We start from the raw sequence: 22300 nt of genomic DNA on the forward strand, positions 1-22300 counted from the left end.
GTTTTATTTTTTAAAAAGCTCTTTTACGACACTAAGATTAGTATCTTTATTTACGGGATAAAAATAATCAGTTTGCCATTGCTGACTTCTTTGTGCTTGTTTGTTCTGTGGCCGATCCCAAGGAGGATAGACTCTAAAAGCTCTTTTTCCTTCTTTATGTTCAGTAGAAATAATTCCTTTTCTTATTAATACTGATTTAGGGAATACAAATTGCCCTATCTCATTTGCTGATTTTACGGTGACAACAAAAAAATCAAATTCATCAATTGTATGAAAAGGTGCTATTGACTTATTCTCAATTCGTTTCCAAAAAGTAACAAATTGCCCAGCCTTTTTAGGAGTTACTTTACCGTCTCTATAGATAATATTTAGGCCATCAAGTTTAAAAGTACAAGCACTATATTCTTTACTTTCTAATGCAGGTTTAAAATCGGAAAATTTAAAATTGCATGGTTCGTAAACTTCGGCCTTTATCGTTTCGAGACTTTTATTCATTTTTAGAGTTTATGTCTTTTAGTTGAAGAGATTTCTCTTCTTGCGCCTTTTTAATAATCGCTTTTAGGCGCTCTTTATGTTGGAGTTTTTGCTTCTTTTGTTTATTGATTTTCTGATTCATCAACTTGGTATGTTTGGCCTTGTTGACAGTGTTTTTTGCTTTTCCCTTTTTTGCCATCTCAATAAATTTAAAATTTCGCTATAACTGCTTCAGCACAGCGTTCTCCATCCATAGCCGCAGAAATAATTCCACCGGCATAACCTCCTCCTTCTCCACACGGAAATAAACCTTCAATTTGTGGATGTTCTAAATCTTCCTTTCTCGGAATATTTACAGGAGATGAGGTTCTAGATTCTACACCTACAATATTAGCTTCGTTGGTATAATAACCATGCATTTTATCTCCAAAAGCGGCAAAACCTTTACGCAATCTACTTCCTATAAGTTTAGGTAATAATGAATGCAGTGGTGCTGATTTTAATCCCGGTTGGTATGAAGTGTCGTTTAAAGTAGGTGAAATTTTACCTTCTACAAAATCTACCAAACGCTGGGCTGGTGCTATTTGACTCCTTCCTCCAGCATTGAATGCTAATTTTTCTAAGTCTTTTTGGTATTCTAACCCTTTTAAAGGACCGAATTTATCATATTTAAAGAGGTCTTTTTCTATGTTTATTTCCACAACGATTCCAGAGTTTGCAAACCTATTGTTTCTTTTGCTAGGAGACATTCCGTTCACAACAACTTCTCCATTGGCAGTAGCTGCTGGAACAATAAAGCCACCAGGACACATACAGAAAGAATACACGCCACGTTCGTTAACTTGATGAACCAAACTATATGCCGCAGCTGGTAATAATTCATCTCTTTTTCCAGGACAATGATATTGGATGCTATCGATAATCTCTTGCGGATGTTCTACACGTACGCCCATGGCAAAAGATTTTGCCTTTAAAGCGATGTCTTTCTTGTGCAATAGATCGTAGATATCTCTAGAAGAATGCCCTGTTGCCAAAATAACAGCATTTACAGGGAGTTCCTTACCGCTTTGTAATTGTATAGCTTTTAGTTTGTTGTCTTTGATTATAAAATCTACAACTCGGGCTTCAAAATGTACTTCTCCGCCATATTTTATAATATTCTCACGGATATTCTGAATGATTTTAGGGAGTTTATTGGTTCCAATATGAGGATGCGCATCTACTAATATCTGGTCTGTAGCTCCGTGGTATACTAGATTCTCAAAAATCCTTCTTACATCTCCACGTTTTAAACTTCTAGTATATAATTTCCCGTCAGAATAAGTTCCAGCGCCGCCTTCTCCAAAACAATAGTTAGAATCCTCATTTACAAAATGCTCTTGATTTATAGCTTTTAAATCGCGCCTTCTGTCTTGTACATTCTTACCACGTTCTAAAACTATCGGTTTGTAGCCTAATTCTATGCATCGAAGTGCTGCATACATTCCAGCAGGTCCAAAACCAATAATGTGTACCTCTTTTGCATTGGAAACATCTTTATAATCGAAAGTATAATCAGGACTATCAGAGGGTTTCTCTCCTAAATAAACCGCTACTTTATAATTAAAGATAATATCTCTTTTACGAGCATCTATGGATTTTCGCAATACTTTTACTGCTGAAATCTCTTCTTTAGAAACTCCTAATTGCTTGGATGCTTTATACAATAAAATATCCTCTTGCTTTTCTTCAGTAAGGTTAACACGGAGTTGAATCTCTTTTATCATGAAGCAAAATTACGCAAATGAAATCAGTTTTTGTCAGCATAAAATTTTTAAAGCTATGCAGGTCAATCTAAAAGTGTATTTCCTCTTTTATTTTAGCGTAAAATAAACAAAAGCAGAAGTTTATTTAAATTGCTTTAAGTGTTCTAGTAGAAGATTTATGGACTAATAATAAAAGGCGTATTGTTATATAGACCTGCTTTTATCGCTATAGTCAAGGGATAATTCGTTGTCGTTTATTTTGTAAATCAGATCTTCTACTTCACCACAATTACAACATCTAGTTCCTGTTTTAATATAGAGAATACCGTTTATGGTATATGTGGTCAATTTCTGTAGTGAACACGCACCTGTTAATGGATATACAAGGTCATTATAAATTGCAAATCGTGGTCCCGATGTAGAGCCATCCGAAGAGCGGTAGGAAGCTATAGTTACCTCAATATGTTTGTTTTTTGCGACATGCATTTCTGGAAGCCGATTAACAGCCGCTTTATTTAGTTCATTGGAAAGTGAAGCTAGATTTGCAGTAGTCTTTAACCGTTGATCCATTTCCTTTCTAGTTTGCTCATCGGTTATGATATGAGTATTTATCAGTTTAAAATCTATATTCTTTGTGTTAGGAATAACAGCGATGTCTAGATTTATATTATCTCGAAATAGAGAAGGCTCAATCGCCGTAAGTTCTAGTTTTCCTAAGATAGGATCTTCTTGAGTGGCATGCGTTGTTGTTTTTACCTTATGCGCTTTCCCAGATTTAAAATTTAGAAGATATAAATGTTTATTAAGAGGTTGATTTCCCCATAACATCAATGTGTCCGTATTCCAAAAGGTTAAAGAAAATGCATTTTTTAGATCATCTTGCCCGATTAATGTACCTTCATTATCAATTGAATACTCCAAAGTATCAGCCGACGAAAAATAGACATCATCTAATTTTAAAGGAGTACTTTTCTTAGTTTCTTTACAGCCAATTAGAATAATAATTAATAAAGATAGTGGTATGATATTGCGCATTATTGCTATGAATTTGATTTTAAGGGGAATTCAAATATAGTCAATAATCTACATTTTTATTTATTTTTTTGATGAATTATTCCTGAATTTGTAGGAAATAGAGCTTCTGTTATCTCTAGCTTTTAGTGCTAATTACCACCCAATGCTACTAACTTTAAAACGGTTTTCCAGTTCCTAGTTGTTGCTTCAACTTTTAATTTTTTCTCAAAAAAGGCATTTGATAATTTTGATTGATGGTATTTCCCTTCGCAATAAATAAAAACATCTTTATCCTTAATTGTAAACAAATCTGGTGCGTAATCATAACGCTCTGTCTCCTTTATATTTTCTTCGGAAGGAGATTCATTTAAAAAAGTAAGGTGGAGTTTATTTATATCTGAATCACTAGTATAATATGGATTTGACTCTGTTGCTTGTTTTAATTCTTTTACAGTTCTTATTACCACAGGAACTTCAAATCCAAATTTGTTTTTTATAGCATCTCTTATTTGTTCCGCTAGTTTTGTATGTGCTGATTCTTTTGAATCGAAAATCACATTTCCGCTTTGGATGTATGTAACGACATTAGAAAACTCCAAGGCTTCAAACATCCCTTTTAAATCCGACATCAATATTTTTTTCTTTCCTCCAACATTTATCCCTCTTAGGATTGCAATTTTTCGCTGCATTATAATTGTTTCTTTATAGCTATTATTTATAATCATCAGGAGTTACCTTAATATTCAATAAGAATACGCCTTTTTTATCTTTATAATCGTATTTTAAAGTCACTTCATTTTTTCTAAAATCGGCCATATCTGGATTTGTTTTCACAGAATTTATAATATTTGGCTCGATATTGCTTTTAAATTCATCGATATTAAGTTCAGATTTTTCTAGATTCACCAATGTATAATTATACTGAAGTGTATTGTTTGGGAGGACTACAGAATTATCTAGCCGCGTGTCTTGATCGACCATAAACGGACAAGTTTTATTAATTTCGTTGGAAACCTTTACTAATACTTCATCATAAGCAGAAGGACTAAAGAGCTTTTGAACAAAATAGAAACTTAGAATAGCAGCTATTACTCCAACTACGATAGAAGTGATTCTCTTTGTATTACCCGTCTTTTTCTTTTCTTTTTGTGGAGCTATATATTCAGGCGTTTCTAAATTTTGTTTCGGCAAAGTATGACCACATTGTGAACAATATTTTGCATTCGCAAAGTTTTCAGCATCACAATTCGAACAGTTTATTTTTTCCTTTGTATCCATTTATCTACGGAAGAGCTCCTTATTTTATAGTTAAACTTAATTTATTCCTTTAGAAATACCGCCTAAAAACCAATCAAAATCAAAGGCATCGCCAGAAGCTAATCCCATTCTTACTACAACAAGATCTTTTGATGGAACGATATACACACGCTGACCTTGAAAACCATCGGCATAATAGGTGTCCATTGGTGCATGAGGCATTTTATCTGGTGTATTGAGCCAAAAATGTGCTCCGTAGAGGCCATCAGAATTTGGTGCTGGTTCCGCTACATAATCGCTCCAATTCTTGTCAAATAACTGATCGCCGTCCCAATTTCCATTGTGGAGATATAGCAAACCAAATTTCCCCCAATCGCGAGTAGTTGCCCAGCCATAAGAAGAACCTACATAAGTTCCAGCAGCATCAGTTTCGATAAACATACTTTTCATTCCAATTCTATCGATAAGCTTTTGGTACGGAAAGTTTAGATATTCCTCATAGCTATTAAATTCTTTTCGCAATAAAGAAGATAATAGATTTGTAGTTCCAGAGGAATAATTCCATTGTTTATTTGGGGCAGCTTCTGCTAGTTTTTCTTCTTGTACTTTTCCCATATTGTCTGTTAGGAAAAGCATTTTGGTGACATCAGAAATGGTAGCATAATCTTCGTTCCACGCTAAGCCGCTGCTCATGTGTAACAAATCGTTATACGTAATTTTTGCACGTTCATCGTTTTGCCAAGCTTTAATATTTGTAGGGTCGTTTACATTGAGCTTCCCTTCATATTGAAGAATCCCATAAAGTGTAGCCATAATACTTTTTGTCATCGACCAGCCGAGGAGTTTAGAATCTTTGTTTAGAGAGTCGGCATATTTTTCAGCAATAATCTGATTTTTATAAATAACCAATACAGAACGTGTTTTCTGAATCTCATTGTTGTCGAAAGAAGCATTTACAATCTCATCGATTTGCTCATAATCTATATTAGAGAAGAAAGTATCTTTTTGCTGTAAGTCGCCATACGGATACGGCCGATTAATTCTCTCCGTATTTCGGATGGGTGCTTTCGCACTTTTAATTTTTTCTACATCTGCGTTTATTGGTAGTAAGACACACCCTAATCCTTCACGGTAAATGGCAGTACGCGATTTTAATCCGTAAACACTAGCGGTAACCGAATTGGCTGTTTTATTAATCTTATTGTTTGCTAAGTTGACAGGCGCAAAATTATTGTCGTTATTTCTTGTGAATTGCTGACTTCTACCGTCATTAAAAACACAAGAACACATGTTTTTTGCTGAAAATCCACTGATAATATTCAGTTTTGGATAGTTAAAGTAAACAACCGAAATAAATAATAAACATATAAGAATGATTGTAAAGAGTGCGAAGCGTTTAAAATTTCTCACAGATTAGGTGTTGTAGTTAATGTAGAATAAAGATAATATAAAAAGATTTAAGAGCTGAAGATAGAGCGCATGGTTTTTGATGTATTAGATTGGGATATACAAAGAATAAATAGATTATTAAATACTCATTTCTAACGTTTATAGTCAATTAAAAACAGATAAAGTATATCGAAATAATGGACTATTAAAACTTTCAACTTTATAACCTTTATACTTTACAAACTGTTGCCTACTTTTGTACAAAGATTAGTTATGATTGATATACAGAAAATACGTGAAGATTTCCCAATTTTAAAAAGGGAAATAAATGGATATCCTTTGGTTTATTTTGATAATGCTGCGACTTCGCAAACGCCAAAGCAGGTGATGGACTGTATTGTAGATTACTATTCTAATTACAATGCCAATATCCACCGTGGTGTACATACATTATCTCAGGAGGCTACAGATTTATATGAGGCTTCTCGTAAAAAGATCCAAGCACATTTTAATGCTAAAAAGGATTATGAGATTATCTTCACTTCTGGGACTACACATAGTATAAACTTGGTTGCAAATGGGTTTTCTGCGCTTTTAAAGGAAGGCGATGAGCTTATAGTTTCTGCTTTAGAGCATCACTCTAATATTGTGCCTTGGCAAATGCTTTGTGAGCGCACAGGAGCTGTCTTAAAAGTTATTCCGATGGACGAAAACGGAGAACTTAAGATGGATGTGTATTCAGAATTGTTATCGGATAAGACAAAGCTTGTTTTCTGTAATCATATTTCTAATGCTCTTGGAGTTATAAATCCTATCGAAGAAATTATTGCTAAAGCCCACGCTGTTGGTGCTGCGGTTTTAATAGATGGCGCGCAAGCTTGTCCGCATATAAAGCCAGATGTACAGGCATTAGATGTTGATTTCTATGTGGCTTCTGCTCATAAAATGTGTGGACCTACAGGTGTAGGAATGCTTTATGGAAAAGAGGAGTGGTTAAAAAAATTGCCGCCTTACCAAGGAGGGGGAGAAATGATTGCGGAGGTTACTTTCGAAAAAACTACCTATGCAGATCTTCCTCATAAATTTGAAGCTGGGACTCCAAATATTTGTGGAGGAATTGCCTTTGGTGCTGCCATAGATTACATGAATAATATTGGTTTTGATGCTATTCTTGCTTATGAGAATGAGCTTTTAAAATATGGAACAGAAAAGCTTAACGAAATTGAAGGATTAAAGATTTATGGGGTTTCTGATAAGAAGGCTTCTGTAATTTCTTTCAATATTGAAGGTATCCATCCTTATGATATCGGAACTATTGTAGATAAGCTTGGAGTAGCTGTAAGAACGGGGCATCATTGTGCACAACCGATAATGGATTTCTTTAAAATTCCGGGAACAGTGAGAGCTAGTTTTGCCTTTTATAATACCAAGGAAGAGATTGATGTATTGGTAGCAGCTGTAAAGAAAGCTTCAATGATGCTTTCGTAGTTTTTTATTGAAAAAGTATATCAATTTTATTGCTGAAATATTTATTGTTTCAATCATAAACGAGTTGTTTTTTTAAATGAGCTAACGGCTGATGCATTTATTTGAAATCTTAATTCTATTGTTATTGCATTAGGGATTGAGTGGTCTGTTTGAGCTCTTATGGCAAGAGATTGCCATAAAGCGAGTAACGAAAGCCCGGACGCGAATTTTCTTCGCGGAATGCCCAAAAAGGAGCTTACATGATTGGTTTTATATCTTTTTAATGTCTTTAGATGCTTTCTACTATCATTTTCCTTTATAATAACATATAGTAAAACAGTTGAATAGCATTTATTCTTGTTGTATTTTTGTTGAAAATTAAACCTATGACAATTCAAGAGATTCAAAATGATATTGTAGATGAATTTTCTATTTTCGACGACTGGTTGCAGCGTTATGAGTATATGATCGAGCTAGGGAAGTCATTGCCACTTATTGATGAAGATTATAAAACGGAAGATAATATAATTAAAGGATGCCAGAGTAAAGTATGGGTTCATGCGGAGCTTGAAGGTGATAAGTTGGTTTTTACTGCGGATAGTGATGCTATTATTACTAAAGGAATTATTGCTATTTTAGTAAGAGCTTTCTCTAATCAAAGTCCAAAGGATATTATAGAGGCGAATACAGATTTTATAGATGAAATTGGCTTAAAAGAGCATTTGTCTCCAAATAGAGCTAATGGATTGGTGAGTATGATAAAACAATTAAAGTTATATGCAGTTGCATATCAGACACAATTAAATTAAAAAAATATGAGTGAAACAATAGATACAGCGGCATTAGGAGAAAAAATTGTAGTGGTTTTAAAAACTATTTATGATCCTGAGATTCCTGTAGACATCTATGAATTAGGACTTATTTATGATGTTTTTGTAAATGAAGATTATGAAGTTAAAGTTTTAATGACACTTACAACTCCAAACTGCCCAGTAGCAGAAACATTACCAGTGGAAGTAGAAGAAAGAATTAAAACTCTTGACGAGGTAAAAGATGCAGAGGTAGAAATTACTTTTGACCCGCCTTGGAGTCAAGAATTAATGAGTGAAGAAGCTAAATTGGAGTTAGGTTTATTGTAGGAATACCTAAATAGCGATACGTTAAAGTTGTAAGGCACGGTGTAAGAAGTAAAAATGCTTATATATTAAACTTTAACGCTATTAAATACCCCAAAATCATAAATGCATGCAGGAAGAAATAATTAATAGAGTAGCGCAAAGTAAACTGGAGACTTTTAATCTTGAAGATTATTATCCAGCTGGTGAGCGTGTGCTTTTTGATATTAAAGATTGGCTTTTGGAAGGATTTTTGTTGAAAGAAAAAGATTTCCGAGAGCTAGCTAAAAATTATAATTGGGAGCAATATGAAGGTAGTTATGTAGCGTTAACATGCTCTACAGAAGCAATTATCCCTGCTTGGGCATTTATGTTGCTTACTACGTATTTAGCTCCTTACGCAAAAAAAGTTGTAGTTGGTTCTTTAGAGCAATTGGAGACATCTATATACCAAGATGTCATACCAAATATTGATCTTTTGGAGTATACAGATAAACCTGTTATTGTGAAAGGATGCTCTAGAAAACCAGTACCACAAAATGCTTATATAATGATTACGGAACGCCTAATCCCTGTAGCAAAAAGTGTTATGTACGGAGAAGCTTGTTCCGCGGTTCCTTTATATAAGAGAAAATAATTCATAATTTCCCTCAACATATCTACTTATTGTAGTAATATTGCACAAATTTTTTAAAAGGATAACTTAAAATTTAAATCAATGAGAAAATTATTAGTAATAGGGGCTCTTTTATTAGGGGTTACTTTTTCTTATGCTCAGGATGCGGATGCAGAAGATGCACCAAAACAAGGATGGACTAAAGGTGGAACATTTACCTTTTTATTAAATCAATCTGCTTTTAGTAATTGGGTTGCTGGGGGACAAAATAATATTTCTGGAACATTAGGAGTAAATTATGACTTTAATTATTTAAAAGAAGATTGGTCTTGGGATAATAAAGTGATTGCTTCTTATGGTCTTACAAATAACGACGATCAAGGTACGCGTAAAACAGACGACCGTTTTGAATACAACTCTTTAGTAGGGAAAAAAGCTTTTGGAAATTGGAACTATTCATTCTTCTTAAACTTTAGAACTCAATTTACAGATGGTTATGATTATGATAACGATGAAGATGGTGATTTCCGTACTTCAGGGTTATTTAAACCAGCTTATTTAACTTTTGGTCCAGGTATGGAATGGAAGAAAAATGAGAATCTTAAATTGAACTTAGCTCCAGCTACTTCTAAAATGACTTTTATTAGTGATGATCTTTATATTTATGATGAAGATTCAGATGAGTTTGTAGAGCATTCAGGTGTTTCTAATACTAATAATTTGCAGGCTTATGGAATTGATCCGGGAGATAAGTTTCGTTATGAATTAGGTTTCTATGCTTCAGGTTACTATAAATTTAGCTTGATGGAGAATGTGACTTTTGAAAACACATTAAACCTTTATTCTAACTATTTAGAAGATCCACAAAATGTAGATATCGACTATACGTTGAATGTTGTAATGAAAATAAACAACTACCTTTCTACAAATTTCACAGTACAAACGGTATATGATGATAATGCTGTTAATGCATTGCAATTGCGTGAAGTATTTGGTCTTGGAGTTAATTTCGGCTTCTAAGAGCACCTAAATAATATTTATTAAAAAATCCTCTTGTTATTTCAAGGGGATTTTTTAATATAGACTATATTCTACAGTGTAATTGTATAGTCTATGATTGATGAGGTTTTATTAGATGGTTCTCAAATTGAAAATTTAGAGGTAAGTAATGTTACTTCTAAAACCATAACTCGTCTTAAAAATCAAACAGAACTTACTACTTTTAATCCTGATTTTAGTTTAAAGCTTGTTTCTGTTCTAGGTGATATAAAAGCTCAAACAGTTGCTGTTTCTTTTCTTATTACTCATAAATTGGGGAATCAATTATTATGTTTTTATCACAGAGACGTGCATACTTATGTGAAAGATGTTGCTGATAATAAATATTTTTCAGAACAGGCTTCTGTAGGTAATATGTTTGTAGGTTATTATTCCGTTTGTAACAGAGTTTTAGCGAATATACCTATTCAAACAAAAGTAGTTTTTAAGAATATTAATCCAGAGGTTGATGTGTTTAGCAACATTACTATAAAAGTAAGTAATGAAGATTTGTATGCCGACTATTCTGAATTTAGTTTTATTAAAGGAAAGAATTTAGTTATAGATTGGAAATAAAAAAAAGCAACCCCAAGAATTTAAATCCTTGGGGTTGCTTTTTATTGATGCTTTTTAAATCTGAATATAAATATTCTAATCTACTCTTCAGTTTCTTCCGTATAATCCTCATAAAGGAAATTATTATAAGGGAAACGTTGTACATGAAGTTCTCTAACTGCATCGTACACTTTCTTTCTAAATTCCTCTAGGTTTTCTTTGTTAAGAGCTGATATAAATAGCACTTCGTTATCTCCAACTCTTCCCATCCATGTTTGTTTCCATTCATCGAGGGTAAAGTGTTTAGTAGTTTTTTCAGTTACTAAATCATCTTCTTCAATAGTTTCATGCTCGTAATTGTCGATTTTATTAAAAACCATAATTGCAGGCTTATCAGAAGCTTTTATTTCATCTAATATCTGATTTACAGAAGCAATATGCTCCTCAAAATTGGGATGTGAGATGTCTACAACATGCAGTAGCAAATCGGCTTCTCTCACCTCGTCTAAAGTACTTTTAAAAGACTCTACTAATTGTGTAGGGAGCTTTCTTATGAATCCTACAGTGTCAGTTAATAAAAAGGGAAGGTTTCCTATAACTACTTTTCTAACTGTTGTATCTAGCGTTGCAAATAGCTTATTCTCAGCAAAAACTTCACTTTTACTAATAACATTCATCAGCGTAGATTTACCAACATTGGTATATCCAATAAGCGCTACACGAATTAATGCACCACGATTTCCACGTTGCGTTTCCATCTGGCGATCTATCTTCTCCAATTTTTTCTTAAGAAGCGCAATACGATCTCTTACGATACGTCTATCTGTTTCAATCTCTGTTTCCCCAGGACCACGCATTCCAATTCCTCCACGTTGACGTTCCAAGTGAGTCCATAAACCTGTAAGTCTTGGTAATAAGTATTGGTATTGTGCCAATTCTACTTGTGTTCTAGCATTACTAGTTTGTGCACGTTGGGCAAAAATATCAAGAATAAGACTCGTTCTATCAAGAATTTTAGCCTTCAGAATCTTCTCTATATTACGTTGCTGACCAGGGGTTAGCTCATCATCAAAAATAACAGTCCCTATATCGTTCTCAGTAACAAATTGTTGAATTTCTTCCATTTTCCCAGTTCCAATAAAGGTTTTGGGATTCGGAATATCCACTTTCTGGGTGAACCTAGCAGCAACTTCACCACCGGCAGTATATGCCAAGAACTCTAATTCATCTAAATATTCTTTAGATGTTTCCTCATCTTGCTCTTGGTTAATAATTCCAACGAGCACTGTTTTCTCATATTCTAATGTTTTCTTTTCCAGCATAAAATAAAATGTAAAGTACAAAGGTACATAATTGATTTTTCTATTTTTACAGCATGAACGATAACAATTTGTACACCGTAGCTTTTTACAATTTAGAAAACTTATTTGACACTATTAACGATCCTAATATTTTAGATGATGATTTTACTGAAGATGGTCGTCTTGAGTGGGATGATGATCGTTATGAAAATAAAATATTCAAGCTAGGAAAAGCCATTTCTCATATAGGAACAGACGAATCAAATTTTCCTCCCGTAATCTTAGGTGTTGCTGAAGTAGAAAATAAAGCCGTTTTAAATGATTTAATTACTACTGAATCTTTATCAGATGCTAATTATAAATACATTCATTACAATTCTCCTGATGAAAGAGGAATAGATACAGCTCTTTTATATCAAGAAAAGCATTTTAAAATAATTCATAGTAAGGCAATTCCTTTATTAGTTTATAGTGAAGATGGAGTTCGTGATTTTACTAGAGATATTCTACATGTATATGGAGAGCTTCATGGGGAGCGAATTCATGTTTTTGTAAACCATTGGCCTTCTCGCCGTCAGGGAGATGGAGAAACCGCTTATAAACGTGTAGCTGCCGCAAAATCACTTCACACCGTTATGGATCAGATTAAAGTACAAGAAAATGATCCTAAGTTTATTATTATGGGAGATTTTAATGACGATCCTAGTTCTCCAAGTGTAAAAGATAATTTGGTTACTAACGATCTGTATAATCCAATGGAAAAATTGCATATTCCTTCAGAAAGAGGATCACTAAATTTTAAATCTAATTGGAATATTTTTGACCAGATTATTATCTCCAATAATTTCTTTAATATTTCTGAAAGTAAACTACGTTTTATCAAAGCTGATATTCTTGATGATAAATTTCTCGCAGAATGGAAAGAAAGGTATAAAGGTTTTCCTTTTAGAACTTATGTAGGTAATAAATACCTAGGTGGTTATAGTGATCATTTTCCTGTGTTTATTCAATTAAAAGAGTCTTAACTATTCTTTTTTATAAGGTAATGTTATAAGACTATCTTAATATCCAGAGACTATAATTCTCTTTAATTGTATATCATTATCCTATTTATATATCCTGATCCCTCGCAACTTATTTCGAGGGATTTAGTTTTTTATATATGAAAATGTTTCTTCTAATCTTGTTTTCATCATTTATCACCTAAAAAATCTATTAAAGGCAAATAACATCGATGAAATGCATAATAGACTACAGAAAAATATTACAATAAAAGTAGTCTTAAGTTTATATTTATTATGTTTTTATGTAGTTCATCGAAAACACTAGTGCATTTCATCGAATAAATCGTGCATTTCATCGGATTGATTTTACTTAACTCCTACATTAGTTAAGCCAAATCACAATAATTATGAAATCAATCCTACAAAAAGCAATTTTGTCTATTACCGTTATGGTAGTTTTACTTCTTAATGTTCAAAAAGTAACTGCGCAGCATAAATTTCAAAAGGATACTCACATAGAACAATCACAAAGTACCAATCTTAAATCGATTTCAAAAAAATTTAGAAACAATACTTTATTGCAAAAAGAGCAAGCAAAACGTATGGCTGTTTCTAAAGGATGGAAGCTTACGGAAGAACTTCCAAATGGAGGTTTAATGGAGTTGGAAAGAATAGGGCCAGATGGCGCTCCTATTTATTACACAACTTTTAATGATAATGTGGTGCACGCTTCTAGATCAAATTCTTTGTATAACACAGGCGATTTACATTTAGATGTAGATGGAATTGGTATGCATGTAGGAGTTTGGGATAGCGGGAATGCGTTGATGACTCATCAAGAATTTACTGGTCGTGTTCAATCTGGTGATAACTCTAGCAGAACAAGTGGGCATGCAACACATGTTTTAGGAACGATTATGGCAGCAGGAGTGGATCAAAAGGCAAAAGGCGTTGCATATAATGCGGAAGGAGTAACTTTCGATTGGTCGAATGATGAGGCAGAAGTTGCTGAAGCAGCTGCAAATGGATTGCTACTTTCTAATCATTCCTACGGAATTAGTGGTAAAACTATTCCAGATTGGTACTTCGGTGCTTATATCTATCAGGCGCAAGAATGGGATGAAATTATGTACAATGCTCCATATTATTTAATGGTTACTGCTGCTGGAAACACACAACAATATCAATATAATGAAGCTCCAAATGTTGGTACACCTGCAGATGCAAATGATCTTTTACTAGGATATGCAGTTTCAAAAAACGGATTGACGGTTGCTGCTGCAGACAATGTGGTTTTGGATGAAAATAATAATTTATTAAGTTCAGAGATTGCATCTTTTAGTAATTTCGGGCCTACTGATGATGGGAGAATCAAGCCAGATATTACTGGAGAAGGAGTTGATGTGTATTCTGCTTATGATAATAATGATACAAGTTATGTGAGTCAATCAGGAACTTCTATGGCAGCTCCAGGAGTAACAGGTGCTTTATTATTGTTACAACAATATTATAGAGAAACACATGGGACTTTTATGAGAGCGGCAACTTTAAAAGGATTAACGCTACACACCGCTGATGAAGCAGGGAATTTTCCAGGTCCAGACTATAAGTTTGGATGGGGAATTATAAATACCCGTAAAGCAGCTCAAACAATTTCTAAAGCTGGATTTGAATCTGAAATAATTGAAGAGTCTTTAAATGATGGTCAAACATATAGTTTTACCGTTGATGCTGAAGAAGGACAAACATTAATGGCTTCTGTATCTTGGACAGATCTTCCAAATCCAGTTAAAAATGAAGGTGATTTAAATGATGATAGCGCCGTTTTGGTAAACGATCTTGATATTGTAATTACAAAAGATGGTGAAGATGCTGTATATTATCCATGGAAATTATCTGTAGCTACTGCGAATACTGGAGCGCAACAAGGAATTAATAATGTAGACCCTTTTGAAAAAATTGAAATTCCAAATGCATCTGGAACTTATACAATTACAATTACCCATAAAGGTAAGCTAGCCAATAATAAACAAGATTTTTCAGTTGTTTTAACAGGAATTAAAAGTAGTGCTTGTACGTTAGATACTCCTCAAAAACTTACATCAACAGAAATTACGGAGACATCGGCAAACTTAGAATGGGAAATGGTGGAAGATGCTATTTATGAAGTTGCTTATAGACCGCAAGCAAATAATAAAAGTTCGGAAACAACTTGGGAAACTATTTTAGTTACCGAAAACAATAATAAAATAGAGTCTTTATCGCAAAATACCATTTATGAGTGGAAAGTTAGAACTTTATGTTCTGAGCTAGCAGAATCTGATTATAGTACTGTAAAAGATTTTAAAACGAAGTTTATAGATACCGAAGCACCAAGTGTAGTTAAGAATTTATCAGCTTCTAGTATTTCTCAATCAAGTTTAAATCTTAATTGGGGGCAAGCAGCAGATAATGTAGCTACTGTTGCTTATGAGGTTTATATGGATGGAATTATGATTGATGTGGTTACTGAAAATAAGGTTACTGTAAATGGATTGCAAGCAGATACTAATTATATTTTTACAGTAATTGCTAAAGATGAAGCTAATAATACTTCTGAAAATAGCGATGAATATAATGTAAAAACATTGTCTGAAGAGCGTTTAACTGCCATAATAGCTTCTAATGATTTTGAAAAAGGAATAGGGCAGTGGACTGCAGCTGGTGTTTGGGGAGCTAGTAAAGGGAAGTATAGCCTAGATAATTCTATCGCAGCAAGTAGTAGAGAAACTGGATTGGCTTCGATTTATACTCCAAAAATGAATGTGCTGCCTTATGAGAAATTGACTTTAGACTTTTTTATTCTTGCAACTGCTATTAAAAATAATGACAAAGTAGTTGTATCTATAAACAATGGTAATGGATGGAATGTATTAGATGAGTATTCAGTAAATGATGAATTGGAGAATGGATATTTTTATCAAGCTACTCTTTCCGTAACGAATAGTGAGTTTAAGTTTTCTGAAAACACACAGTTTAAAATTGAAACACAGATTTATAACGAAACAACAAGCGTATATATAGATAATGTTACGGTAAAAGGATATATAAATAGTGCAAGTAAAGAAAGTGTGCTAGATAGATTGGCAGCAATGGATGCGAGTGAGTTATTAGAGACTGCTGAAGATATTACAAGAATAAGTGTATATCCGAATCCTGCAGTAGATAATATTATGATTAACGGACTTTCTGAAACGAATGATGCATATCAGATTTATAATGCAACTGGTAACATTGTAGCAAGTGGAAATGGTTATAACAAAAGAATTAATGTTTCTAATTTCCCAACTGGATTATATGTAGTTAGAGTTCAAGAAAATGGTAAAATGACGGGAGCTAAATTTTTAAAAAATTAAGCTGATAGGTTTTGATGTTTATTTGACTAGAAAAAATTATACATGCATAATTTCAGAATCATCTAATATCTCGTTACCTCTAAGGCGCAGGAAGACTTGTGCAACAGCAATGACATCTTTCTCGCAATAAGTAACAATCTTATCAATGTCATTTTCCTTGTAAAAAACATGGCAAACCATACTTCCATCAATATCGTCTTTCGGCGATGGGATATTAAGTATGTTGGTCAATAGCTTTAAAGAAGTGTAGTGTTTGTAATCTCCAAACTTCCATAGCTCCATAGTGTCGAGATGAGGTATTTCCCATGGTTTTTTCCCGAATAAATTTAATTTACTCGGAAGAGAGATACCGTGGATAATCATTCTTCGAGCTATGTAAGGGAAATCAAACTCCTTAGCATTATGGCCACAAAGTAATTTGTATGGGGATTCATAATGAGTTTCTAGAAGAATTTTGAACTCTTTAAGGATTTCTTTTTCCTCCCCATGAATGGAAGTTACTCTAAAAGTCCTATTATTTCCCTTAAAAGTAAAATAGCCAACAGATATACAGACTATAATTCCAAACTCAGCCCATATTCCTGCACGATCATAAAATTCCTCAGGAGTATGTTCATCTTTTCTCTGATATTGCGTTTTATGAGCCCATAACTCTTTTTTGTCATCAGATAACTCGTTATAGTCTGGAAATTCTGGCACCGTTTCTATATCTAGAAATAAGATATTTTCTAAAGTTACTTTATGAAGCATCTTTTAATGTTAATGGGTTATATTAAATATAAGACTTTTAAACTAGCCTTTGGTTGGTTAGAACAGCGATTGCTGTATTGGTGGAGTTTCGTGCTCTAAAAGCCACTTTTTACGCCATAAACCTCCTGCGTAGCCTGTAAGAGAACCATCGCTGCCAATAACGCGGTGACAAGGGACAACAATCCAAAGCGGATTTTTTCCATTTGCTGCTGCTACCGCACGAATTGCTTTTACATCTCCAAGAGTTTTGGAAAGTTCTAAATAAGAAGTAGTTTTTCCATATGGAATTTCAAGTAATGCCTTCCATACTCTTTTTTGAAAATCGGTGCCTTTAAGGTTAGTTTTAAAATTAAACTGTTCTAAATTCCCTTTAAAATAAGCATTTAATTGTTCAACTGCTTCTGTGAGTTCAGTAGGAATTTCATCTGATGGTTTTACCTCATCATCTAAAACAGTAATTGCGGCAATTCCATTTTCGTCACCAATAATTTTTGTGCTTCCAAGTGGAGTTTTAATTATTGTCTGTTTCATCTTCATTTTCTATAGGTTTCTCGTAGATCCCCATTCGCTCTGCTCGCATCTGCCAATTCCTTCTGGCTAGTAATTGTAAATCTTCAACATTATCACTTTCGTCTACAATTTCTAAACCAAGCATCGTTTCTATAATATCTTCCATTGTTACCAATCCGCTGATGGAACCATACTCATCAACAACTAATGCAATATGATCTTGATTTCGGATGAATCTTTCAAATAATTCTGGAAGTGGAATATTACGTTTAGCAATAAGGATATCTCTACTCAAAGAACTTAGTTTCTCATTACCTTCTCCGTTAATGATAGCCTCCAATACTTGGTCTTTTAAAACAAAACCAGTAATGTTATCAGCATTATTTTTATAAACGGGAATCCTTGAAAAACGCAATTTTGGATTGCTTTTAAAGAAATCTTCTATTGTTATGTCTTCAGAGGCTGATTTCATAACCGTTCTTGGGGTCATAATATCTTTAGCTAGAATTTTATCAAAACGAACAAGGTTTTTAATCATAGTAGATTCCGATTCTTGGAAAACACCTTCTTCTTGTGCAATATCTGCCATAGCCGAAAAATCCTCTCTACTGAAAACAGATCCATGAGCACTTTTACCTCCTATTAATTTAGTAGTTAGTTTTAATAACCAAATAATACCTGTCCATTTTAATGGAAAAATCATAATAGTTAGTGCTTTGGCAGTAAAATTACCTAAGCGCCTCCAGTAAGTAGCTCCAATAGTTTTTGGGATAATTTCTGAAACAACAAGAATTAATATGGTCATAATAGCAGATACAACTCCCACAATATTAAAACCTAAAATATCAACTTTATATGGTAATTTTTCAGCTTGAACACCAACTAAAATGGCACCAACAGTATGCGCAACAGTATTAATAGTTAAAATAGCAATAAGTGGAGCGTCCACGTTTTGCTTTAACTTCTCAAGTGTAAAAGCATAAGCTTTACCTTCTTGTTTCTTTACATTTATAAATGTTGGAGTAACGCTCAAAAAAACAGCCTCTAAAACCGAACATAAAAATGAAAAGAAAATAGAAACAAGGGCAAATAATATTAATAATCCCATATATATATGATTTATAGCGAATTTAAGTATATATCTAGTAAGAACCAAGATAGTTTTTTGTAATGCCTATGGATTACAAAAAACTGTTTAATAAGTTAAGTATAAATTGGGTTATTCCCCTAGACTTAATTAACTTATTAAACAGTTAGATTTTTATTTCTAATCACATGGTAGAGATTACCAACCTACATATTTAGGAGGTTTAATATTGTTTAGGTTTAAGTAAACAATAAGTTGCCCACGGTGATGGGTAACATGATCTTGGAGTAGGTTTAGAATTTGAAGTTTTGATTTTTCACCTTTAAAGAAATCTACTTTTTCTTCTAGCTTATCATCTGGAACTTCTATTACTGCTATTTTAACAGCATCGAACGATTCTGTAATTGCTTTTATAAGCTCTTCTTTGTTGATATTCTCCGTTTCTACCTTTGTGATATCTGCATCAAAATAAGTTTTTCCTAGCCAGTCCATATTTTGTCTTATGTGGATTAATTGCTCTTTAAAACTCATTTCTCGTTCTGTAGGCTTGTAACCATAATTATGCTCAGGCATACTTTGGGCAATTTCTAATAAATAGTTTTTAGAATTTTCCCATTTTTCATTGAATGCTGCCACAGAACCCTGTTGAGCATTAATTGAATATGTAACAAGAGCGAAAACTATAAAAAAAACATTTTTCATCTTTTAGGAAATCAGTTTTACTACATCTTTTGCAAAATAACTAGCTATCATATCTGCACCAGCCCTTTTTATAGCAAGTGTTTGCTCTAAAACAACCGCATCGTGGTCTAGCCATCCTTTTTCGGAAGCCGCTTTAATCATAGCATATTCTCCACTCACTTGATATACTGCAACGGGAACTTCAAAAGTATTCTTTAAATCTCTAACGATATCTAAATAACAAAGTCCTGGTTTCACCATTACAATATCTGCACCTTCATCAATATCCATTTGAGTTTCTTTTATCGCTTCTGTGCGATTTGCAGGATCCATTTGGTAGCTTCTTTTATCTTTTGGAATGTCTTTAGCGTCAACAGGAGCAGAATCTAAAGCATCGCGAAACGGTCCGTAAAATGCAGATGCATATTTTGCGCTGTAACTCATAATTCCAGTGTTTGTAAAACCTTCATTTTCTAACGTTTCACGCATTTTTAAAATTCTTCCATCCATCATATCACTTGGTGCTACAAAATCAGCTCCAGCTTGTGCATGAGAAAGTGCCATTTTAGCCAATACTTCCGTAGAAGCATCGTTTAAAATTTGTCCGTTTTCAACAATACCATCATGTCCATATGCAGAATATGGATCCAATGCAACATCCGTCATGATTAACATTTCTGGAACTACATTTTTTACTGTTTTAACGGCACGCTGCATTAATCCTTCTGGGTTTAAAGCTTCAGTCCCTCTATTGTCTTTTAAATTTTCAGGAACTTTTACAAATAGTAATACTGATTTTAACCCCATTTGCCACAATTCTTTTACTTCTTTCTCCAGTAAATCTAAACTGTAACGAAAGTAATTCGGCATAGAAGCAATTTCTTCTTTTATGTTTTTACCTTCCACCACAAATAAGGGCACTAAAAAATCGTTTGGGGTAATGATTGTTTCTTGAACGAGGCTTCTTATGGCTTCGTTAGATCTTAAACGTCTATTTCTTCTTAAAGGGAACATATAATTATTTTTAATTTCTATTAATCATTAAGCTCTTCTATTTTGAGCTTGTCATTTATTTTGTCCGTTGTTGTGGTTAAAATCTTTGGTGGTTTAAATCGATATCCAATATAGAAATCTACATAAGTGATATTATCGTCTAATTCGACATGATTTTTCCCGCTGTACCTCAATTTTGATAAGTCTGCATGAATACCTCCGAAATAGCGATCTAAGGTGAAGCCAAATACTCCATTTGCAGAAATACTAAATAAAGATGTTACTATAGAATTGCCACCAAAATTATTATAATTTAATCCTACACCAACCGAAGCACCAGTAGATAAGAACATATGGTCGTTTATAACATAGCTGTATTGATATGCTGGAACCACAGAGATATTAAAAGAATTCGCATTATGGTCAAAACCGCTAGACTCCATTACAAAGTTTGTGTAGTCATATGCTATTTTAGGAATAAGACTTCCAGCGCTTTTTGCTTGCCATTCCCGCTGCCCAATTGTTGCACGATAAGAAAAATTATCGTTTAAAGAGATGGCTGTAGAACCTTGAAATTTATTAGTCTCGAAATAAGGGGCGTTATAATTTTCAGCACTACTTTCAATGGTAAATCCACGTTGGTGGTAAAAACTAAGGGTTTGGATGACACCTTTATAGAAAAATCTAAAATTCATATTATAGATTTCTGCATCTTCATTATCGTCAGCATCATTTCCTGGGAGGAAGTAAGGGGAAACTCCTAGTCCAAACTCTATAAACCGATATTGAAACCCTAATGAAAGGCGTTGTTTTAAGTTAGGAATTATATCATAAGTTGTTTTATTACCACTTTCATAGTAATTAAAACTATTGGAAACGTCAATAAAAGATAGTTTTAATCCAACAAGGCTATTGAATTTTTTTATATAACCATCATCCGTTAAGCTATCTTCTTGAGCAAAGCAGCTTAAGGTGATAAAAAATATAATGCAACAAGCCTTTATTTTATCCATTCTTTAGGGTTTTCCAATACTTGGATTAGTTTTTCTTCATCGCTTCCTTTTTCAGGGTGATGATCGTATACCCATTGCACATGTGGAGGTAAACTCATTAAAATACTTTCAATACGACCATTGGTTTTCAATCCAAAGAGTGTTCCTTTATCATGTACAAGGTTAAATTCTACGTAACGTCCACGGCGAATTTCTTGCCAATTTCTGTTCGCTTCAGAATGGGGGATAGTTTTTCTTTTTTCAACAATAGGGACATAAGCTTCTAAAAAGCTATTACCTACTTCTGATACAAAGTTAAACCAATTTTCAATATCCATATCTTCTGAAGCTTTGCAGTAATCAAAAAATAAACCTCCAATTCCGCGGGCTTCATTTCTGTGTGCATTCCAAAAGTATTCGTCGCATTTCTTTTTATATTCTGGGTAGAATTTTTTGTTGTGCTTATCGCAGGCTGTTTTGCATGTTTGATGAAAATGAATTGCATCTTCATCAAATAAATAGTAGGGAGTTAGATCTTGCCCGCCACCAAACCAGCTATCTATAATATTTCCTTGCTTGTCATACATTTCAAAATAGCGCCAATTGGCATGTACAGTAGGAACCATTGGACTTTTTGGATGTAATACTAAGCTTAATCCACAGGCAAAAAAGTCACAATCTTCAACTTTAAAATATGCTTGCATTGCTTTTGGTAGCGGCCCATGAACAGCAGATATATTTACGCCTCCTTTTTCAAAAACAGCTCCATTTTCAATTACTCGTGTACGACCGCCACCGCCTTCTGGGCGTTTCCATAAATCTTCTTGAAATTTAGCTTTACCATCTACTTCTTCTAATTTATTGGTGATTGTATCTTGAAGTTCTTGTATATATTGATAGAATTTTTCTTTCATGAT

At 33.6% G+C, this 22300-nt stretch carries 23 protein-coding genes; 8 read left to right on the forward strand and 15 right to left on the reverse strand.

Annotated features, from left to right (window positions below):
- Positions 1 to 3 precede the first annotated feature (3 nt).
- From JM658_RS02575 to JM658_RS02605, 7 genes are all read right to left on the reverse strand, one after another.
- On the reverse strand, positions 4 to 495 hold the full coding sequence (locus JM658_RS02575) for a MepB family protein (RefSeq protein ID WP_236957660.1): 492 nt from the start codon (positions 493 to 495) through the stop codon (positions 4 to 6).
- The gene (locus tag JM658_RS02580; RefSeq protein ID WP_236957661.1) at positions 488 to 673 is read right to left on the reverse strand and encodes a hypothetical protein; all 186 of its coding nucleotides are present in this window, start codon (positions 671 to 673) and stop codon (positions 488 to 490) included. Before JM658_RS02580 ends, JM658_RS02575 begins: the two co-directional genes overlap by 8 nt.
- 10 nt (positions 674 to 683) lie before the next feature.
- Positions 684 to 2240, reverse strand: coding sequence for an NAD(P)/FAD-dependent oxidoreductase (locus JM658_RS02585; RefSeq protein WP_236957662.1), 1557 nt, complete (start codon positions 2238 to 2240; stop codon positions 684 to 686).
- 183 nt (positions 2241 to 2423) lie between these two features.
- Positions 2424 to 3254 carry a hypothetical protein gene (locus JM658_RS02590; RefSeq protein WP_236957663.1) on the reverse strand — a complete coding sequence of 277 codons (831 nt, stop codon included), beginning with the start codon at positions 3252 to 3254 and terminating at the stop codon, positions 2424 to 2426.
- Positions 3255 to 3382: 128 nt separating this feature from the next.
- Positions 3383 to 3922, reverse strand: coding sequence for a DUF1697 domain-containing protein (locus JM658_RS02595; protein WP_236957664.1), 540 nt, complete (start codon positions 3920 to 3922; stop codon positions 3383 to 3385).
- A 22-nt stretch (positions 3923 to 3944) separates the two neighbouring features.
- Positions 3945 to 4511: a zinc ribbon domain-containing protein gene (locus JM658_RS02600; RefSeq protein WP_236957665.1), complete on the reverse strand. Its 567-nt coding sequence runs from the start codon at positions 4509 to 4511 to the stop codon at positions 3945 to 3947.
- 36 nt (positions 4512 to 4547) lie between these two features.
- Positions 4548 to 5780: a serine hydrolase domain-containing protein gene (locus JM658_RS02605; protein WP_236957666.1), complete on the reverse strand. Its 1233-nt coding sequence runs from the start codon at positions 5778 to 5780 to the stop codon at positions 4548 to 4550.
- Positions 5781 to 6152: 372 nt separating this feature from the next.
- Between JM658_RS02605 and JM658_RS02610 the strand changes: the two genes are divergently transcribed.
- The 6 genes from JM658_RS02610 to JM658_RS02635 all read left to right on the forward strand — a co-directional run bounded on the left by JM658_RS02610 (position 6153) and on the right by JM658_RS02635 (position 10691).
- A complete protein-coding gene (locus JM658_RS02610) occupies positions 6153 to 7367 on the forward strand; it encodes an aminotransferase class V-fold PLP-dependent enzyme (protein WP_262911721.1) in 1215 nt (404 codons plus the stop codon).
- A 365-nt stretch (positions 7368 to 7732) separates the two neighbouring features.
- Positions 7733 to 8155 carry a SufE family protein gene (locus JM658_RS02615; RefSeq protein WP_236957667.1) on the forward strand — a complete coding sequence of 141 codons (423 nt, stop codon included), beginning with the start codon at positions 7733 to 7735 and terminating at the stop codon, positions 8153 to 8155.
- A gap of 6 nt (positions 8156 to 8161) precedes the next feature.
- The gene (locus JM658_RS02620) at positions 8162 to 8485 is read left to right on the forward strand and encodes an iron-sulfur cluster assembly protein (RefSeq protein WP_236957668.1); all 324 of its coding nucleotides are present in this window, start codon (positions 8162 to 8164) and stop codon (positions 8483 to 8485) included.
- A gap of 106 nt (positions 8486 to 8591) precedes the next feature.
- A complete protein-coding gene (locus tag JM658_RS02625) occupies positions 8592 to 9098 on the forward strand; it encodes a DUF2480 family protein (protein WP_236957669.1) in 507 nt (168 codons plus the stop codon).
- Between the two features lie 81 nt (positions 9099 to 9179).
- Complete coding sequence (locus JM658_RS02630; RefSeq protein ID WP_236957670.1) at positions 9180 to 10097, forward strand: DUF3078 domain-containing protein; 918 nt, start codon at positions 9180 to 9182, stop codon at positions 10095 to 10097.
- Positions 10098 to 10190: 93 nt separating this feature from the next.
- Positions 10191 to 10691, forward strand: a complete 501-nt coding sequence (locus JM658_RS02635; protein WP_236957671.1) for a hypothetical protein — start codon at positions 10191 to 10193, stop codon at positions 10689 to 10691.
- A gap of 80 nt (positions 10692 to 10771) precedes the next feature.
- On the opposite strand, the gene hflX is transcribed toward JM658_RS02635, so the two are convergent.
- Positions 10772 to 11992 (reverse strand): GTPase HflX, encoded by a 1221-nt coding sequence (hflX, locus tag JM658_RS02640; protein ID WP_236957672.1) that lies wholly within the window; start codon positions 11990 to 11992, stop codon positions 10772 to 10774.
- A 53-nt stretch (positions 11993 to 12045) separates the two neighbouring features.
- Here hflX and JM658_RS02645 point away from each other — a divergent pair, with 53 nt between their 5' ends.
- The gene (locus tag JM658_RS02645) at positions 12046 to 12996 is read left to right on the forward strand and encodes an endonuclease/exonuclease/phosphatase family protein (protein ID WP_236957673.1); all 951 of its coding nucleotides are present in this window, start codon (positions 12046 to 12048) and stop codon (positions 12994 to 12996) included.
- A gap of 386 nt (positions 12997 to 13382) precedes the next feature.
- The gene (locus tag JM658_RS02650; protein ID WP_236957674.1) at positions 13383 to 16370 is read left to right on the forward strand and encodes a S8 family serine peptidase; all 2988 of its coding nucleotides are present in this window, start codon (positions 13383 to 13385) and stop codon (positions 16368 to 16370) included.
- A 36-nt stretch (positions 16371 to 16406) separates the two neighbouring features.
- Here JM658_RS02650 and JM658_RS02655 read toward each other — a convergent pair whose 3' ends face one another.
- The 7 genes from JM658_RS02655 to hemF all read right to left on the reverse strand — a co-directional run bounded on the left by JM658_RS02655 (position 16407) and on the right by hemF (position 22297).
- On the reverse strand, positions 16407 to 17120 hold the full coding sequence (locus JM658_RS02655) for a 3'-5' exonuclease (RefSeq protein ID WP_236957675.1): 714 nt from the start codon (positions 17118 to 17120) through the stop codon (positions 16407 to 16409).
- Between the two features lie 57 nt (positions 17121 to 17177).
- Positions 17178 to 17651, reverse strand: coding sequence for a methylated-DNA--[protein]-cysteine S-methyltransferase (locus JM658_RS02660; RefSeq protein WP_236957676.1), 474 nt, complete (start codon positions 17649 to 17651; stop codon positions 17178 to 17180).
- On the reverse strand, positions 17632 to 18738 hold the full coding sequence (locus JM658_RS02665; protein ID WP_236957677.1) for a CNNM domain-containing protein: 1107 nt from the start codon (positions 18736 to 18738) through the stop codon (positions 17632 to 17634). The genes JM658_RS02660 and JM658_RS02665 overlap by 20 nt, the downstream gene beginning before the upstream one ends.
- 177 nt (positions 18739 to 18915) lie before the next feature.
- Positions 18916 to 19419, reverse strand: coding sequence for a DinB family protein (locus JM658_RS02670; protein ID WP_236957678.1), 504 nt, complete (start codon positions 19417 to 19419; stop codon positions 18916 to 18918).
- 3 nt (positions 19420 to 19422) lie between these two features.
- On the reverse strand, positions 19423 to 20412 hold the full coding sequence (hemB, locus tag JM658_RS02675) for a porphobilinogen synthase (RefSeq protein WP_236957679.1): 990 nt from the start codon (positions 20410 to 20412) through the stop codon (positions 19423 to 19425).
- Between the two features lie 20 nt (positions 20413 to 20432).
- The gene (locus JM658_RS02680) at positions 20433 to 21404 is read right to left on the reverse strand and encodes a DUF4421 family protein (RefSeq protein WP_236957680.1); all 972 of its coding nucleotides are present in this window, start codon (positions 21402 to 21404) and stop codon (positions 20433 to 20435) included.
- Positions 21392 to 22297: an oxygen-dependent coproporphyrinogen oxidase gene (gene hemF, locus JM658_RS02685; RefSeq protein ID WP_236957681.1), complete on the reverse strand. Its 906-nt coding sequence runs from the start codon at positions 22295 to 22297 to the stop codon at positions 21392 to 21394. Before hemF ends, JM658_RS02680 begins: the two co-directional genes overlap by 13 nt.
- Positions 22298 to 22300 lie beyond the last annotated feature (3 nt).

Origin of the sequence: Joostella atrarenae (assembly GCF_021764745.1) — a bacterium.
GTDB classification, from domain to species: Bacteria; Bacteroidota; Bacteroidia; order Flavobacteriales; family Flavobacteriaceae; genus Galbibacter; species Galbibacter atrarenae.

Bases quoted from the DNA above. Each gene is read 5' to 3' on its own strand.
- JM658_RS02575 (WP_236957660.1), bottom strand. From the start codon at position 495: ATGAATAAAAGTCTCGAAACGATAAAGGCCGAAGTTTACGAACCATGC.
- JM658_RS02580 (WP_236957661.1), bottom strand. From the start codon at position 673: ATGGCAAAAAAGGGAAAAGCAAAAAACACTGTCAACAAGGCCAAACAT.
- JM658_RS02585 (WP_236957662.1), bottom strand. From the start codon at position 2,240: ATGATAAAAGAGATTCAACTCCGTGTTAACCTTACTGAAGAAAAGCAA.
- JM658_RS02590 (WP_236957663.1), bottom strand. From the start codon at position 3,254: ATGCGCAATATCATACCACTATCTTTATTAATTATTATTCTAATTGGC.
- JM658_RS02595 (WP_236957664.1), bottom strand. From the start codon at position 3,922: ATGCAGCGAAAAATTGCAATCCTAAGAGGGATAAATGTTGGAGGAAAG.
- JM658_RS02600 (WP_236957665.1), bottom strand. From the start codon at position 4,511: ATGGATACAAAGGAAAAAATAAACTGTTCGAATTGTGATGCTGAAAAC.
- JM658_RS02605 (WP_236957666.1), bottom strand. From the start codon at position 5,780: ATGTGTTCTTGTGTTTTTAATGACGGTAGAAGTCAGCAATTCACAAGA.
- JM658_RS02610 (WP_262911721.1), top strand. From the start codon at position 6,153: ATGATTGATATACAGAAAATACGTGAAGATTTCCCAATTTTAAAAAGG.
- JM658_RS02615 (WP_236957667.1), top strand. From the start codon at position 7,733: ATGACAATTCAAGAGATTCAAAATGATATTGTAGATGAATTTTCTATT.
- JM658_RS02620 (WP_236957668.1), top strand. From the start codon at position 8,162: ATGAGTGAAACAATAGATACAGCGGCATTAGGAGAAAAAATTGTAGTG.
- JM658_RS02625 (WP_236957669.1), top strand. From the start codon at position 8,592: ATGCAGGAAGAAATAATTAATAGAGTAGCGCAAAGTAAACTGGAGACT.
- JM658_RS02630 (WP_236957670.1), top strand. From the start codon at position 9,180: ATGAGAAAATTATTAGTAATAGGGGCTCTTTTATTAGGGGTTACTTTT.
- JM658_RS02635 (WP_236957671.1), top strand. From the start codon at position 10,191: ATGATTGATGAGGTTTTATTAGATGGTTCTCAAATTGAAAATTTAGAG.
- hflX (WP_236957672.1), bottom strand. From the start codon at position 11,992: ATGCTGGAAAAGAAAACATTAGAATATGAGAAAACAGTGCTCGTTGGA.
- JM658_RS02645 (WP_236957673.1), top strand. From the start codon at position 12,046: ATGAACGATAACAATTTGTACACCGTAGCTTTTTACAATTTAGAAAAC.
- JM658_RS02650 (WP_236957674.1), top strand. From the start codon at position 13,383: ATGAAATCAATCCTACAAAAAGCAATTTTGTCTATTACCGTTATGGTA.
- JM658_RS02655 (WP_236957675.1), bottom strand. From the start codon at position 17,120: ATGCTTCATAAAGTAACTTTAGAAAATATCTTATTTCTAGATATAGAA.
- JM658_RS02660 (WP_236957676.1), bottom strand. From the start codon at position 17,651: ATGAAACAGACAATAATTAAAACTCCACTTGGAAGCACAAAAATTATT.
- JM658_RS02665 (WP_236957677.1), bottom strand. From the start codon at position 18,738: ATGGGATTATTAATATTATTTGCCCTTGTTTCTATTTTCTTTTCATTT.
- JM658_RS02670 (WP_236957678.1), bottom strand. From the start codon at position 19,419: ATGAAAAATGTTTTTTTTATAGTTTTCGCTCTTGTTACATATTCAATT.
- hemB (WP_236957679.1), bottom strand. From the start codon at position 20,412: ATGTTCCCTTTAAGAAGAAATAGACGTTTAAGATCTAACGAAGCCATA.
- JM658_RS02680 (WP_236957680.1), bottom strand. From the start codon at position 21,404: ATGGATAAAATAAAGGCTTGTTGCATTATATTTTTTATCACCTTAAGC.
- hemF (WP_236957681.1), bottom strand. From the start codon at position 22,297: ATGAAAGAAAAATTCTATCAATATATACAAGAACTTCAAGATACAATC.